Source organism: Microbacterium sp. GCS4, assembly GCF_001262495.1.
In the GTDB taxonomy this organism is placed as follows: domain Bacteria; phylum Actinomycetota; class Actinomycetes; order Actinomycetales; family Microbacteriaceae; genus Microbacterium.
On record NZ_LGYE01000003.1, the window covers coordinates 224,875 to 238,895 of the forward strand.

At 71.9% G+C, this 14,021-nt stretch carries 13 protein-coding genes; 9 read left to right on the forward strand and 4 right to left on the reverse strand.

Annotation, left to right across the window (positions count from 1 at the left end; all coding sequences use genetic code 11):
• The first annotated feature begins 76 nt into the window (after positions 1 to 76).
• Genes AKH00_RS12890 through AKH00_RS12915 form a run of 6 tightly spaced genes read left to right on the forward strand, consistent with a single transcriptional unit; the run spans position 77 to position 7,588 of the window.
• Positions 77 to 877, forward strand: a complete 801-nt coding sequence (locus AKH00_RS12890) for a hypothetical protein (RefSeq protein ID WP_050723161.1) — start codon at positions 77 to 79, stop codon at positions 875 to 877.
• The gene (locus AKH00_RS12895; protein ID WP_050723162.1) at positions 874 to 1,848 is read left to right on the forward strand and encodes a CocE/NonD family hydrolase; all 975 of its coding nucleotides are present in this window, start codon (positions 874 to 876) and stop codon (positions 1,846 to 1,848) included. Before AKH00_RS12890 ends, AKH00_RS12895 begins: the two co-directional genes overlap by 4 nt.
• Positions 1,845 to 3,236, forward strand: coding sequence for a YcaO-like family protein (locus tag AKH00_RS12900; RefSeq protein ID WP_050723163.1), 1,392 nt, complete (start codon positions 1,845 to 1,847; stop codon positions 3,234 to 3,236). Before AKH00_RS12895 ends, AKH00_RS12900 begins: the two co-directional genes overlap by 4 nt.
• A 10-nt stretch (positions 3,237 to 3,246) precedes the next feature.
• Entirely contained in the window at positions 3,247 to 4,257 is a 1,011-nt protein-coding gene (locus AKH00_RS12905) for a hypothetical protein (protein WP_050723164.1), read from the forward strand.
• Positions 4,254 to 5,897 carry an ATP-binding cassette domain-containing protein gene (locus AKH00_RS12910; RefSeq protein WP_050723165.1) on the forward strand — a complete coding sequence of 548 codons (1,644 nt, stop codon included), beginning with the start codon at positions 4,254 to 4,256 and terminating at the stop codon, positions 5,895 to 5,897. Before AKH00_RS12905 ends, AKH00_RS12910 begins: the two co-directional genes overlap by 4 nt.
• The gene (locus AKH00_RS12915) at positions 5,894 to 7,588 is read left to right on the forward strand and encodes an ABC transporter ATP-binding protein (RefSeq protein WP_082297615.1); all 1,695 of its coding nucleotides are present in this window, start codon (positions 5,894 to 5,896) and stop codon (positions 7,586 to 7,588) included. Before AKH00_RS12910 ends, AKH00_RS12915 begins: the two co-directional genes overlap by 4 nt.
• Here the strand turns inward: AKH00_RS12915 and AKH00_RS12920 are convergent.
• The 3 genes from AKH00_RS12920 to AKH00_RS12930 all read right to left on the reverse strand — a co-directional run bounded on the left by AKH00_RS12920 (position 7,560) and on the right by AKH00_RS12930 (position 11,666).
• Positions 7,560 to 10,130 carry a DEAD/DEAH box helicase gene (locus tag AKH00_RS12920; RefSeq protein WP_050723166.1) on the reverse strand — a complete coding sequence of 857 codons (2,571 nt, stop codon included), beginning with the start codon at positions 10,128 to 10,130 and terminating at the stop codon, positions 7,560 to 7,562. The genes AKH00_RS12915 and AKH00_RS12920 overlap by 29 nt on opposite strands.
• Positions 10,131 to 10,249: 119 nt before the next feature.
• Positions 10,250 to 10,963, reverse strand: coding sequence for a purine-nucleoside phosphorylase (gene deoD, locus AKH00_RS12925; RefSeq protein WP_050723167.1), 714 nt, complete (start codon positions 10,961 to 10,963; stop codon positions 10,250 to 10,252).
• Positions 10,964 to 10,997: 34 nt separating this feature from the next.
• Positions 10,998 to 11,666 (reverse strand): DNA alkylation repair protein, encoded by a 669-nt coding sequence (locus tag AKH00_RS12930; protein ID WP_050723168.1) that lies wholly within the window; start codon positions 11,664 to 11,666, stop codon positions 10,998 to 11,000.
• Between the two features lie 105 nt (positions 11,667 to 11,771).
• Between AKH00_RS12930 and AKH00_RS12935 the strand changes: the two genes are divergently transcribed.
• Complete coding sequence (locus tag AKH00_RS12935) at positions 11,772 to 11,951, forward strand: hypothetical protein (RefSeq protein WP_050723169.1); 180 nt, start codon at positions 11,772 to 11,774, stop codon at positions 11,949 to 11,951.
• Positions 11,952 to 11,958: 7 nt separating this feature from the next.
• Here the strand turns inward: AKH00_RS12935 and AKH00_RS12940 are convergent, their stop codons facing one another.
• Positions 11,959 to 12,993 (reverse strand): FUSC family protein, encoded by a 1,035-nt coding sequence (locus tag AKH00_RS12940; protein ID WP_050723170.1) that lies wholly within the window; start codon positions 12,991 to 12,993, stop codon positions 11,959 to 11,961.
• A gap of 149 nt (positions 12,994 to 13,142) precedes the next feature.
• Between AKH00_RS12940 and AKH00_RS12945 the strand changes: the two genes are divergently transcribed.
• Positions 13,143 to 13,598 (forward strand): SRPBCC family protein, encoded by a 456-nt coding sequence (locus AKH00_RS12945; RefSeq protein ID WP_050723171.1) that lies wholly within the window; start codon positions 13,143 to 13,145, stop codon positions 13,596 to 13,598.
• 181 nt (positions 13,599 to 13,779) lie between these two features.
• Positions 13,780 to 14,013, forward strand: a complete 234-nt coding sequence (locus AKH00_RS12950; protein WP_050723172.1) for a hypothetical protein — start codon at positions 13,780 to 13,782, stop codon at positions 14,011 to 14,013.
• The last annotated feature ends 8 nt before the right edge of the window (positions 14,014 to 14,021 follow it).

The window sequence follows — 14,021 nt, forward strand, 5'->3', positions numbered from 1 at the left end:
CCCGGGTCGCGACGCACTGACGCGACCTCCCCGGCCGGGCGCCCTGCGTCCGGCCGGGACCATCGGAAAGACCCGCATGAACGCCGAACCCCGCATCACCGCGCTGCCCTCCACGGGCGCCCACGTCGTCACCGCGCACGGCGCGGCACCGCTGCTCCGCCTCCGCACCGGACGTCACACGGCGCTGGAGTCCCCGCCGGCCGCCCTGCACGAGGCACTCGCCGCCGACTCGCTCGCCGCCGACTCCTCGGGCTATCTCAGCAGGTTGACCCTCGAGGTGCAGGAGCGCGAGCACGCCGACGAGGAGCAGCGCTGGCCCCCAGCCCGCCGCGCGGTCGGACTCGTGGGCGAAGGCGTGCTCGCGGAGGAGATCTCACGCGCCCTGAAGGAGTGGGGTGCGCGGGTCACGCGCACCGCATCCGCCGCGTCGGTGCAGGCTGCCGCTCTGATCGTCTCGGTGGCCGACGGCGCCGACGAGCGCCGTGACCGTGCCGTGCTCGACAACCTCCCCGACCACGGCGCAGCCCACCTGCGCGTGTACCGCGAAGGGGAGTGCGTCTTCGTCGACCCGCTCGCGACCGAGGCGGCCGACGCTACGGCGACCCACGTCTCACGGCGCCGCGTCGCGGCCAGCACCGCGCCGGGCGCGCTCGACGCGTGGCAGCGGTCCGGACCGGCCTCCGACCGCCCTCTGGACTCCCCGACCGTCGCGCTCGTGACCGCACGCGTGCTCACGGTGGCACTCGCCTGGGCGCAGGACGACGACACGCTCCCGCGCCTGCGCACCACGCTCTGGAAGCTGGTGCCGGCGCTCGGACGCGTGACCGAGCATCCGGTGATCGCCTACCCGGCTCCGCACCCGCGAGCGAGCCGATGACCCCGCCGCGTGACGCCCGCCCGCACGTGCACCTCACCGACGACGGCGTCGCGCTCCGCGGGTGGATCTGGGAGCCCGAGACGCCCCGCGGAATCGCGGTGCTGCGCACGCCCTACGGTGCGTGGCGGCAGGGCGACGCCGCCCGTGCCTGGACGCGCCGCGGATACCTCTGTCTCGTACAGGACGTGCGCGGCAGACACTCCTCAGAGGGCGAATGGAATCCCTACCTCTCGGAGCGCGGCGACGGCGCCTCCGTCGTCACCGCACTCCGCTCCCGGCATCCGCAGCTGCCCGTCGTTCTCTCGGGAGGGTCGTACGACGCCCATGCGGCGCTCGAGACCGCTCGCGACGTCGACGTCGACGCACTCGTGCTCCTGGTACCGGCGCTCGGACTCGCCGAGACGGCCTGGGACGCGCAGGGGCGTCCGCAGCTTTTCCACCGGATCGGCTGGTGGCATCAGCACGGACGTGGGCAGCGCTCGTTCCCTCCGCTGACCGACGAGGAGCTGACCTCGCGGGTCGCGGCCGCCGAACGGCTCGGCGTGCATCGCGCGGTCCAGGACTGGGGATGGACGTCGACCGTGCTGTCGGGGTGGCGGCGGCTGTGGACCGCGCCGCCCGTCGACCTCGACCGCTCCTACGGGGCGATCGACGCCCCGCTCCTGCTCGTCCGTGGCGACGACGACTTCTTCCACGACGACGCGGGCCGGCTCGCGGCCTCTTGGCGCGGCGACGTGCACCTGGTCGACGGCCCGTGGGGGCATCGCCTCAGCGCGGACATCCTCGACGAGGACGTGCGCGCCCGACTGCGCGACTCGGGTGGCATCGGCGGTGTGCTGGACGCCTGGCTCGCGCGCCACGGTCTCCCGTCGGGCGCATCCGGCGCACGCCACGTCGTCCCACCGGGCCGACGCTCACGCTCCACCTTCGAACCGCAGTCGGGCCGCTGGCGCCACGAGAGGACCGCATGACCGCGCACGACATGACGACACTCCCTCCGCTCGCGGTCGAGGACCTGGTCGACCCCGAGACCGGCATCATCCGCTCCGTGCGCGAGGTCCCGCATCCGGCCGGGGCCCCGCACCGCTACCTCGCGCTCACGGCATCCGTGTCGGACGCGCGTGCGCTCGGCGAGTGGCCGGCCGACAGGGTCTCGCTGGGCACGTCGTTCGGCGACCCGGCGCAGGCGCGGATCGCGGCGATCGGCGAGGGCGTCGAGCGGTACTGCGGCAATTGGCTTCCCGAGACCCTCACCCGCGACGACCTGAGGATCGCGACCGCGGACGAGCTGCAGGCCGACGGAGAGGCGGTGATCGCGCTCGACGCACTGCCCCGGTTCGCGGACTGGCAGCTCGCGCGGGAGGGTTTCGCCTACCGCGAGCTCGATGCGGCGACCCCCGCGCTGTGGGCACGGGCAGCGGATGCCGAGGGGCGGCCGCTCTGGCTGCCCGACGCGCTCGTGCACCTCAACTGGCGTCAGTCGCGGTTCCGCCACCTCCCGCGCACGCACCACCTCAACTACGCCGGCATCGCGACCGGGACGAGTGTCGACGACGCGCGCGACCGCGGGGTGCTCGAGGTGATCGAACGAGACGCTCTGGAGGTGTGGTGGCACCTCGACGGGCCGACGTTCGGCATCGATCCGGCGAGCGTGCCCGGCCTGGTCGACGACCTGCGCGGCAGCAGCCTGCGGGTCTGGCTCGTCGCGATGCCGTCGGAGTTCGCCCCCGCGATCGCGGCCCTCGTGCACGACGAGGAGCGCGGGCTGTACGCCGCCGGGTTCTCGGTCGCGCTCGACCCGGCGAAGGCGGCGCGCAAGGCCGTGCTCGAGGCCGTGCACACCTGGATCTATACGCAAGGCTGCACGGATGCCGACGGCTGGGTCTTCCGTGCGGTCGAGGCCGGGGTCATGGCGAAGGGCCTGATGCTCGACTTCCGCCCCGACACGGACTACCTCACGGCCGCCGGCGCTCAGTGCGAGCGGGTCATCGACCTGGGCGCGCACGTGCAGGTATGGCTCGACCCCGCCGTGCACGTCGAGGCGCGGCGGTTCACCGATCCCGCGTTCGGGGTGCGCCCGCTCAGCGCCCTGCCGGCGGTCACGATGGCCGAGGTCCACGCGCGGCTGCGTCGTCGGGGGCACCGCGTGCTCATGCGCGACCTCACCACGTCCGACGTGCGACGCACCCCTCTCCGGGTCGTGCGCTCGCTCGTCACGGGTCTCGTGCCCAACGCCCCCGCGGCGTTCTCGTACCTTGGGATGCCGCGCTTCCGCGACGCCGCGCAGGAGCGCGGGTGGCGCTCGGCCTGGAGCGGCGGACCCGAGGACTTCACGCTCCTGCCCGCACCGCACATGTGAGGCGGATCCCATGACCGATGCTTTCGACCGGCCGCTCGGCCGTCCCCTCGCCCGCGCGCTCACGGCGGAGGCGCCGGGGGATCCGCTGCCGCCCGGGCCCCGAGCCAACGCCTGGCAGAGCGCGGGGGCCGTGATCGACGACCCCGGGGCGGAGCTCACCGGTCTGGTCGAGGCGCTGTGGCGTTCCGGTGAGCCCCATCGTGCCCCCGACGGCACGGCGACCGGCATCCGACGTCGACCCGTTCCGTCCGCAGGCGCGTGCTACCCGGTGCAGACGCATGTCGTCGCGGGCGGTGAGCGCTGGGCGTTCGATCACGAGCACGGCGTGGCCCGTCAGCGCGATGCCGCCGTCGAACGCGTAGCCGGATGGCCCGAGGGCGCGCCGTCGCCCGCCACCACGATCGTGTTCACGGTGCAGCCGGGACGATCGTTCGGCCGCTACCGCCACCGTGCCTGGCCGCTGTGGATCGCCGATGCGGCCTATGCGCTCGCGGCCGCGGAGTTCGTACTCGGTCGGCCGTCGACCTCCGTGCGGGTCGGCCCGTCCGCGCGGATGCGTGCACTGCTCGCCGTCCCGCCGGCTGCACGGGCACACCTCTGGACCGATCTCGGGCTCGCCCCGGAGATCCCGCTCGTCGCCTTCGACGTCTCGGCCCGGCCCGACCTCGCGCCCGCGGCGGTCCACGCCCTCGGGCGACGTCGATCGCCGAGCGTCGACGTCTTCCTCGCCCGTGCCGAGCGCCGCCGCCCGCTGAACGGCGTCGAACGGATCGCCCGCGCTTCGGGGCAGGCATGGGTCCGCGGCGCTGCGTCCGTGCGTTCCTGGTCGGTCCCCGTCGCATCGTCCCCCGCAGCACTCGCCCACGCGCTCTGGGCGGGCCACCTCGCCGCCGCCCGCCTCGCCTACGCCGCGGCGCTGCGCGGAGCGGGCACTCGCGCCGTCTCCGGTCTCCCCGCGCAGGGCGACCGATGGACGTTCCACGCCCTCGCCTTCCTCGACCCGACGGGAGACCACCCATGATGATCGTTCACGAGCTCTGGCGGGAGGCGCGGCGTCACCCGCGGCTCCTCCTCGCGAGCATCCTGCTCCAACTCCTCGTGTTCGCCACCTACGTCGCACAGGCCCTCGCCCTCGCGGTCGCGCTCGCGGCCCTCGTGCACGGCGACGCCGGGGGCGTGTTCGCGGCGATCGGCGCGATCCTCGGGATCGGCGCCGCCCGCATGCTCCTCGGCCTGGCCCAGGGTGACGCCGCCGTCCGGCTGGGTGGACGCGTGCGGGAGGCGCTGCGTGCACGGGCGGTATCAGCCGTGCTGACACCGGATCGTCTGCACGACGTCGCCCTGCGTGACGGCTCGACACGCCTCACGCTCGGCGACGGGGTCGACGGCACCGAGGCGTACGTCTCGAAGTACCTCCCGGCCGTGGTGCAGCTCGTGGTCGGCGGCATCGCGGTGGTCGTCGCGCTCGCGGTGCTGTCGCCGGGACTCGGCGCGGGGGTCGCGCTCGCCCTCGTTCTCGCGGTTCTCGGGCCGATGGCGTGGAAGCGGATGCTCGCGCGGCGAGGGTTCACGCACTGGGACAGCTACGAGGCGGTGAGCGGAGACATGCTCGAGGCGCTGCGGGGCATGTCGACGCTCCGCGCACTGGGGGACGTCCCCGCGACCCGTGCGCGGTTGGAGTCGCGGTCGGAGGCGCTGCGGCGGGCGACCGAGCGGGTCATGCGCTCCTCGCTCGCGGAGACCGCGATCACGGACTTCGCGATCCAGGCCGGTGCCATGCTCGCTGCGTCGGTCGCGATCGTCTCGGTGCTGACCGGCCGCGCTCCTGCGGTGGAGGTGTACATGCTGCTGCTGCTCGCGTCGGAGGCGTTCCGTCCGGTGCGCGAACTGTCGAGGCACTGGCACGCCGGATTCCTCGGCCTCACCGCTGTGCCGGGGCTGCGCGCGCTCGGGGCTTTCGCCGACGACGGCGAGACGGCGGACCGACGTCCGGCATCTGTCGCCTCCGACCGGCCGACGGGTGCTGAGCTCGTGATCACGGACGTGTCGTACCGCTACCCCTCCGCCGAGCGACCCGTGCTCGACGGGGTGCATCTGCGTGCGAAGCGTGGCGCCGTGCACGCGATCGTCGGACCATCGGGAGCGGGCAAGTCCACGCTCTTCGACGTGGTGCTCGGTTTCCTCCGCCCCGATCGCGGGACCGTCGAACTCGACGGGCGGCCGTTGCAGGCCGAGGACGTGGCGGTGGTGTCGCAACGACCCGTGCTGTTCGCGGCCACCGTGCGCGAGAACATCGACCTGTTCGGCGCGGGCGACGACGCGCTCGAGCGCGCCTGCGCGGATGCCGGGGTGCTCGAGGAGATCCGCGCCCTCCCCGGGGGCTTCGACGCCCCCGTCGCCGAGGCGGGAGGCAGCCTCTCCGGTGGACAGCGCCAGAGGCTGGCCCTGGCTCGCGCCCTACTCGCACGCCGACCCGTGCTCCTCGTCGACGAACCCACCAGCGCTCTCGACGACATCCGCGCGGAGATCGTCGGGCAGACGCTCGAGCGGGTCGCGGCCGACCGGATCGTGCTCATGATCAGCCATCGCCCCGAGGCACTCCTACGCCTCGAGCATGTGCACGTGCTCGAGGACGGCGCGCTCGTGGAGGCGCGGTCATGAACGACGACGTCGTGAACGGCGGGACCGCGTCGGTGCTCGCGCGGCTGATCCTGCCGCTGCGTCCCGAGTGGCGGCGCATCGTCGGGAGCTACGTGCTCGCGACCACGAGTCTGCTCGCGCTCGCGGCCATCGCCGTGCTCGCGGCGTGGGGCGTCGGCGGAGCCGTCGTCCACGGCGCGTGGCCTCCGCCCGCCTGGTGGTTCGTGATGGGTGGACTCGTGCTGCTGCGCACACTGCTCACGTGGCGGGAGATGGACGTATCGCACGCCCTCGCCTATCGCGTGCTCGCGCGCCTGCGCGTCGCCCTGTTCGACGCCTACGCCCGCAGCGTCCCAGCGCGCCGCCGCGAGCACTCCGGACGGGCGGCGTCCGTCGCGATGACGGACATCGAGAAGCTCGAGTTCTTCTACGCGCACACGCTCGCCCAGCTCGGCGCGTCGCTGACCCTGTTCGCGGGTGCGCTCGGCGTCGCCCTGGCGCTCATGCCGAGCGCCGCCCTCGTGATGGTGATCGGTGCGGCCGTCGTCGCGCTCACCGCCTGGGCGGGAGCGGGTCCCGCGCGACGGATCGGCGCGGAGGAGCAGACGGAGCGGGAGGAGCTGTCCGAACGGCTCGTCGACGCGCTCGGCGCATTGCGCGAGGTGCTCGCCTACGGGCTGCAGGACCGGGTCGTCGGAGAGGCCGTCTCGGGGACGCGGCGTTCGGTGCGGACCGCGCGCCGTCGCGAGCTCCTCGCGCGCCTCATCGACGGCGCGCGTGAGCTGATCCTCACCGGGGTCGTGATCGGCGTGATCGCCTCGACGCTGCTCGCCGGCGGGATCGGCGACCCGCGGTCGGCGGCGCTCGCTCCGGCGGTCGTCGCGCTCGCGGTCTCCGGGGTCGCGGCCGTCGCAGACGCCGCTCACACGCTCTCAGAGCTGCATCCGCTCGTCGCGAGCGCCGCCCGGGTGGATGCGGGGCTCCGCCGACCGCCCGTCGTGGTTCCGGTCGTCGACGCCGGTCCGCCGCCAGCGGGTCCCCTCGGCATCCGCTTCCGCGAGGTCGGATTCTCCTACGACGACCGCACCCGGGTGCTGCAGGGCTGGTCCGCCGAGGTGCGACCGGGTGAGCACGTCGGACTCGCGGGTCCGTCGGGGGCGGGCAAGAGCACCGTGATCGCGCTCGCCGCGCGACTGTGGGATCCGGACTCCGGCGACATCGAGATCGTCGACGCCGACGGGCGGGGGACGTCTCTGCGTCAGGTGGCCGATGCGGAGCTGCGCGACGCCGTCGCGGTCGTCGAGCAGGATGCGCGGCTGTTCCACGGCACCGTGCGCGAGAACCTGCTGCGCGGCACGAGTGGGCGGACCGACGAGGAGCTCCTCCTGGCACTCGACCGCGTCGGAGCCCGTGACTGGATCACGCTCGACGACGAGCTCGGCGAGCACGGCGCGCGCCTCTCGGGCGGACAGCGAGCGCGACTCGCCCTCGCCAGGGCGCTGTGCAGGAAGCCGCGCATCCTGATCGTCGATGAGGTCACCGCGAGCCTCGACCCCGAGACCGAGCGGGCGATATCACAGGTGCTCAGCGAGGTGGACGCGACCGTGATCGCGGCATCCCACCGACGGGAGACGCTCGCCCGCCTCGACCGCGTCGTTCGCGTGGACCGGCCGATCGTGGCCGCTACAGCCGGTCGACCCCCGTCACCGTGACGACAGCCGCGCCCTCCTCGTCGGAGGCGGCGAGGTCGACCGTCGCGGAGATGCCCCAGTCGTGGTCGCCGGCGGGGTCGTCGATGATCTGACGCACGGTCCACTCCGTCGCGCCCTCGGTGAGGAGCAGCAGCTGCGAGCTGCGGGCGTTCGGCCCGGTGAGGATCTCGTCGTGGTCGGCGAAGTAGCCGTCGAGGGCATCCGACCAGGCGTCGGCCCCGAAAGTCGGGTCGAGCTCGGCCAACGCGGTGACGTCCTCGCGCGCGGCGAGCTGCACCCGGCGGAACATCTCGTTGCGCACGAGGATGCGGAAGGCGCGGACGTTCGCGGTGAGGCGCTTCGGTGCCGGCGGCACGATCGGCTCGTCCTCGTGGTCCTGCGGCACGCCCGCGACGAGCTCCTCCCACTCGTCGAGCAGGCTCGAGTCGACCTGGCGGACGAGCTCGCCGAGCCACTCGATCAGGTCGCGGAGGTCTTCGTCCTTGAGCTCCTCGGGAATGGTCTGCGAGGCCGCGCGATACGCGTCGGACAGGTAGCGGAGCACCACGCCCTCGGAGCGCGCGATCTTGTAGTACGCGACGTATTCCCCGAACGACATGGCTCGCTCGTACATGTCGCGGACGACGGACTTGGGATGCAGTTCGAAGTCGCGGATCCACGGCTGCGCCGCGCTGTACGTCTCGAACGCGGCGCTCAGCAGCTCGTCCAGAGGTTTCGGGTACGTGACCTCCTCGAGCAGCTCCATGCGCTCGTCGTACTCGATGCCCTCGCGCTTCATCGCGGCGACAGCCTCGCCCCGGGCGAGGAACTCCTGCTGGCTCAGCACGGCGCGCGGATCGTCGAGGGTGGCCTCGACGATCGAGATCATGTCGAGCGCGTACGAGCCGGTGCCCGTGCCCGCGGCGGGGTCGGGGTCGAGCAGGTCGAATGCCGCGAGGGCGAACGGCGACAGCGGCTGGTTGAGCGCGAAGTTGGGCTGCAGGTCGACCGTGAGGCGGATGTCGTACACGGTGTGGCGCGTTTCGTCTCGCTCCGCTCGCTCAACGACCGGGGAGCCCGCTCGCTCAACGACCGGCACCTGTTCCACCACGCCTGACTCGAGGAGCGTGCGGTAGATGCCAAGAGCGCGGAGCGCGAGCTGACGCTGCCGCGCTCGCGGTTCGTGGTTGTCGTATACCAATGCGCGCATATTCGCGAAGACGTCGCCGCCGCGAGCGATCACATTGAGCATCATGGCGCTCGTGATCTGCATGTGCGAGGTCAGCGTCTCGGGCTCGGCGTCGATCAGCTTGCGGAACGAGGGCTCGCCCCACGACACGAAGCCGTCCGGCGCCTTCTTGCGGATGATCTTGCGCTTCTTCTTGGGGTCGTCGCCGGCCTTCTTGATCGCGGCGATGTTCTCGCTCTCGTGCTCCGGCGCCTGCGCGACCACGGTCCCCGCGGTGTCGTATCCGGCGCGGCCGGCGCGACCCGCGATCTGATGGAACTCCCGCGCGTTGAGCTGCCGCATCCGGGTGCCGTCGAACTTCGTCAGCGCCGTCAGCAGCACGGTGCGGATCGGCACGTTGATCCCGACGCCGAGCGTGTCGGTGCCGCAGATCACGCGGAGCAGCCCGCGCTGCGCGAGCTGCTCGACCAGGCGGCGATACTTCGGCAGCATCCCGGCATGGTGCACGCCGATGCCCGCGCGCAGGAAGCGCGAGAGCGTCTTGCCGAACGCCGTGGTGAAGCGGAACCCGCCGATCAGAGCCGCGATCTCGTCGCGCTGCTCACGCGTCGCGACCTTCGTGCTCGAGAGGGCCTGCGCGCGCTCCATCGCCGCCGCCTGCGAGAAGTGCACGACGTAGATCGGGGCCTGGCCCGTGCCGAGCAGATCGTCGATCGTCTCGTGGATCGGCGTCGTTTCGTAGAAGTAATGCAGCGGGACCGGCCGCTCGACGCCCGTGACGGATGCCGTGTCGCGACCCGTCCGCCGTGTGAGGTCGGAGGCGAGCTGCGTGACGTCGCCGAGCGTGGCCGACATCAGCACGAACTGCGCCTGGGGGAGTTCGAGCAGCGGCACCTGCCACGCCCATCCGCGGTCCGGGTCCGCGTAGAAGTGGAACTCGTCCATCACGACCTGGCCGACGCACGTCTCCGTCCCCTGGCGCAGAGCGAGGTTCGCGAGGATCTCCGCGGTGCAGCAGATGATCGGTGCGTCCGCATTGACGGAGGAGTCGCCCGTGATCATGCCGACGTTCGCGGCGCCGAACACGTCGACCAGCGCGAAGAACTTCTCGCTCACCAGGGCCTTGATGGGGGCCGTGTAGTACGAGCGACGGCCCTCGACGAGCGCGGCGTAGTGCGCGCCGACCGCCACGAGCGACTTCCCTGTGCCGGTGGGGGTCGAGAGGATGAGGTTGTTGCCCGAGACGATCTCGATCAGGGCCTCGTCCTGCGCGGGGTACAACGAGATGCCGGTGGACTCGACCCATTCCACGAACGCCGTGTAGACGGCATCCGCGTCGGAGCCGTCGGGCAGGGTCGTCGGGTCGAGGAGCATCCTCCGATCCTTTCATCCCGCCACAACTCCGGAGAAACGGTTCGCTTCGAGCGCGTAGGCGAGCTATCGGAGCGAGGCCGGCGGGTTCTCCGGAGTTATGACAGGGGACAGCCCAGCCCTCAGACCGAGGTCGCGGCGCGCAGCGCGATGCGGATCATGTCGCCGAACGTCTGCTCGCGCTCCTGGGCCGTGGTCTCCTCGCCGGTGACGATGTGATCGGAGACCGTGCAGATCGCCAGCGCGCGGCGCTCGTAGTACGCGGCGAGGGTGTACAGCCCCGCGGCCTCCATCTCGACGCCGAGCACCCCGTGCTTCACGAAGGGCTCGGTGAGCTCGGGGCGCGTGCTGTAGAACTGGTCGCTCGAGAACAGCAGTCCCACGTGCACGGCCGAGTCGATCGCCTCGGACTCGCTGGCCTCGACCGCCGCGCGCAGCAGCCCGAAGTCCGCGACGGGCGCGTAGTCGAGGCCGTGGAAGCGCACGCGGTTGATGCCGGAGTCCGTGCACGCGCCGTTCGCGATGACGATGTCGCGCACCGCGAGCTTCTCGGTCAGAGCCCCGCACGAGCCGACGCGCACGATCGTCTCGACCCCGTAGGAGTCGAACAGCTCGTTCGCGTAGATCGCCATCGACGGCTGCCCCATGCCCGAGCCCTGCACCGAGACGCGGTGCCCCTCCCAGGTGCCGGTGTAGCCCAGCATCCCGCGGGTCTCGGAGTACAGCTCGGCGTCGTCGAGGAAGGTCTCGGCGATCCACTTCGCCCGCAGCGGGTCCCCGGGGAACAGGACGATGGGGGCGATCTGGCCGGGCTCGGCGGCGATGTGCGTACTCATGGCCTCAGCGTACGGCCGTCGCCGATGAGGATGCTCAGCCCTCGCGTCTCCGGACGATCTCGTCGATCCAGATCGGCGCGAACGGCGACGTGCAGCCGGGGGCGGTCGGGTAGTCGGCGAGCACTTGCAGACGCTCGCCGATGTCCCGCGCCCGATCCCGCAGGTCGGGGTGGAAGATCCCGATGGTCGCGAGCGTCTCGTTCATCGACCACTGCAGGCGCGCGGGCGCCGTCTGCAGGTCGCGCTCGATCAGGTCGAGCAGGTGCGGCAGATCGAGGCCCTCGGCATCCTTGGCGACCCGCACGCTCGTCAGTGCCCACGCGGCCGCCGCGGTCGTCGGATCGGGGTCGTCGAACCAGCGCAACCGCATCTCCTCGGCGCGCGGCGTCTTCTTCGCGACATAGTTCACGAACCAGTCGTTCACCTTGGGTGGGCGGGTCTCGCGGATCATCGCGTCGAGCTCGTCGGCCGTGAACGCCTTCGGCGCGCAGATCAGCAGCGCAAGCAGCCGGGCCGCGGTGTCGCCCGTGGCCCAGAGCTCCTGGGCGAGCGGGTGATCCGTCTTGATGCGTTTCGCGAGCGCGCGCATCCGGCTGAGGTTGATGCCGTGGTCGTCGCCGCGCTTCTCGTTCGCGGCGCGCATCTTCGGATCCTCGAGAGCGGCGAGCTCGGAGCGGGCTTCGGCGACGGTCATCCCTGGCATGACTCCAGGGTAGGCGGCGAGATCGTCGTGCGGGAGGTTGTCAAGACCCCTGCGCCGACGGCGTCCCACCCGTAGCGTCGCAGGGACGAAGAGAGAGGACCGATCATGGGACACGACGACATCGACACCGACCGCACCGACATCAGCACCGAGCCCTCGCCCGGCCCGGAGGAGAACGACAACCTCGGTTCCGAGGACAACAAGGGCGGGATGCCCACGGCGCTGCCCTCCGACGGGGACGACGACGGCCGGCACAGCAGCGACGTCGAGGCCGAGAGGGACTGACTCGCCCTCAGTCCTCGTCGACCAGTTCCGCGCGGATGCGACGCAGGTCCTCCATGAGCGAGCCGATGAGGATCCAGTGGTCCGAGGACGGCGGGCGTATCACGAGAGGGGCGGTGAGCGCCGGGATAGCCGAGGTCAGCGCCTCCGGCTCGCGGGCGACGTCGGCGATCTGCACCGCGAGACGGACGTCGTGCCCTGCCCTGCGCAGCTGGTCGGCGATCGCCGTGACGGCGGGTTCCCGGCCGATCGTGTCGTCGTAGTGGTCGAAGTAGGCGCGGGTCATGCCGATCGTCTGCGTGACGATCGGGGTGAGGCGGTCGAGCAGCGCGCGCATCTCGGCGAGATCCCGGCGATGGGTCGAGCGGCGCGGGTTGAGCGTGAGCGACTCCTCGCCCGCCGCGATGGATGCCGACGCCGCATCCTTCATGGGACGCAGCAGCCGCACCTCGAGCATCAGCTCCTGCAGTTGCGCGGGCGACTGCGGCTCGGGCAGGGCATCGGCGAGGCGGTCGAGGCTCGCGGCGAGCTCTCCGCCCAACAGCCCCAGGTCGCGGCGGGCGGGGGCGACGAGCACCGGCGGCACGATGACCGCGTTCACGACGATGCCGATCACGACGCCGATGATCGTCTCGAAGATGCGGGCGAGCGCGTAGTCGGGGGTGGAGCCGAGGGCCAGCACGAGCATCGCGGAGATCGCGACCTGGTTGCCGGTGCCCGGCGTCGCGCGGAACACCCAGGCGACGAGCATCGCGACGACGATCGCGAGCAGCACGATCCAACTGGGGGAGCCGAGCAGCAGGCCGAGCGCGACCGCGATCACGACGCCGACGATCACGCCGATGCTGCGCTCGAGCGCCTTCGACAGCGACTGGTTGATGCTCGGCTGCACCACGAGGAGGGCGGCGATGGCCGCGAACACCGGCAGTTGTCCCGGTACGACCCATCCCGCGAGCAGCCAGGCCGCGATGGTCGCCGCCGCGGACTTCACGACCTGCAGCAGCGGGGAGCGCTGGGAGGCGCGGATCGCGGCGGGGATGCGCATCCCTCCACGCTACTCGCGTCGGGGGAGGACCCGAGTCGTCGCGCGATCATGTGCGAGGTGCTCGCACGTGTCAACCCCATCGCGAAGGCCGTCGCCGTCGCGCTGAATGGGATGACACCCAGAACCCGACGAGAAGACAGGAGCATCCCATGGTGCAGATCATCGAGACCGTCGACGTGCACGTCCCCGTCGACATCGTCTACAACCAGTGGACCCAGTTCGAGAGCTTCCCGCAGTTCCTCGACGAGGTCGAGTCGATCGTGCAGCTCGACGACACGCACACGCGGTGGACGGTCAAGGTCGGCGGAGCGACGCGCGAGTTCGACGCCGAGATCACCGAGCAGCACCCCGACGAGCGTGTCGCCTGGAAGAGCGTCGGCGGCGACACCGAGCATGCGGGCGTCGTGACGTTCCACAAGCTCGGCGACCTCGAGACGCGCGTGACGGCGCAGATCGACTGGGAGCCCGAGGGCCTGCTCGAGAAGGTCGGCTCCCTCGTCGGCGCCGGATCGCACGCGGTCAAGAAGGACCTGCACAACTTCAAGACGTTCATCGAGAAGCGCGGCGAGGAGACCGGCGCGTGGCGTGGTGACGTGAAGGCCTGAGCGCAGGCTCCCTGAGCACGGACCCCAGGCGGCGAGGCCCGGACGGCGGATGACGCGTCCGGGCCTCGTCGCGTGCGCGCCCGTCGCGTCTGATGCGTCGGCCTGCGGAAGATAGGGCATCTGCCCGATGTCGAGGGGGTGCCTCAGAGCGGAGTGTGGGGACATCGACGGAGGAGATGTCATGTACGAGCACCCGTATCTCGCCTACAAGGTCACCCAGCACGACCAGGAGCAGTTGCAGCGCGCCGCCGAACGACGCCGCTTCCTGCGGGAGCACGCCGATCAGCTCGTCCCCCGCGGCGCCGGACCGCTGCGGAGGCTGTGGGAGCGGATGCTGCGCGGCTCCGCCGCCCGCCGTTCCGAGGCCACGCGCAGCGGACGCTCCGCGGTGTGCGAACCCGCCTCCGCGCGGTGATCACGCCC

Excerpts from the sequence above, each read along its gene's own strand:
- AKH00_RS12890 (WP_050723161.1), top strand. The coding sequence starts at position 77 with ATGAACGCCGAACCCCGCATCACCGCGCTGCCCTCCACGGGCGCCCAC.
- AKH00_RS12895 (WP_050723162.1), top strand. The coding sequence starts at position 874 with ATGACCCCGCCGCGTGACGCCCGCCCGCACGTGCACCTCACCGACGAC.
- AKH00_RS12900 (WP_050723163.1), top strand. The coding sequence starts at position 1,845 with ATGACCGCGCACGACATGACGACACTCCCTCCGCTCGCGGTCGAGGAC.
- AKH00_RS12905 (WP_050723164.1), top strand. The coding sequence starts at position 3,247 with ATGACCGATGCTTTCGACCGGCCGCTCGGCCGTCCCCTCGCCCGCGCG.
- AKH00_RS12910 (WP_050723165.1), top strand. The coding sequence starts at position 4,254 with ATGATGATCGTTCACGAGCTCTGGCGGGAGGCGCGGCGTCACCCGCGG.
- AKH00_RS12915 (WP_082297615.1), top strand. The coding sequence starts at position 5,894 with ATGAACGACGACGTCGTGAACGGCGGGACCGCGTCGGTGCTCGCGCGG.
- AKH00_RS12920 (WP_050723166.1), bottom strand. The coding sequence starts at position 10,130 with ATGCTCCTCGACCCGACGACCCTGCCCGACGGCTCCGACGCGGATGCC.
- deoD (WP_050723167.1), bottom strand. The coding sequence starts at position 10,963 with ATGAGTACGCACATCGCCGCCGAGCCCGGCCAGATCGCCCCCATCGTC.
- AKH00_RS12930 (WP_050723168.1), bottom strand. The coding sequence starts at position 11,666 with ATGCCAGGGATGACCGTCGCCGAAGCCCGCTCCGAGCTCGCCGCTCTC.
- AKH00_RS12935 (WP_050723169.1), top strand. The coding sequence starts at position 11,772 with ATGGGACACGACGACATCGACACCGACCGCACCGACATCAGCACCGAG.
- AKH00_RS12940 (WP_050723170.1), bottom strand. The coding sequence starts at position 12,993 with ATGCGCATCCCCGCCGCGATCCGCGCCTCCCAGCGCTCCCCGCTGCTG.
- AKH00_RS12945 (WP_050723171.1), top strand. The coding sequence starts at position 13,143 with ATGGTGCAGATCATCGAGACCGTCGACGTGCACGTCCCCGTCGACATC.
- AKH00_RS12950 (WP_050723172.1), top strand. The coding sequence starts at position 13,780 with ATGTACGAGCACCCGTATCTCGCCTACAAGGTCACCCAGCACGACCAG.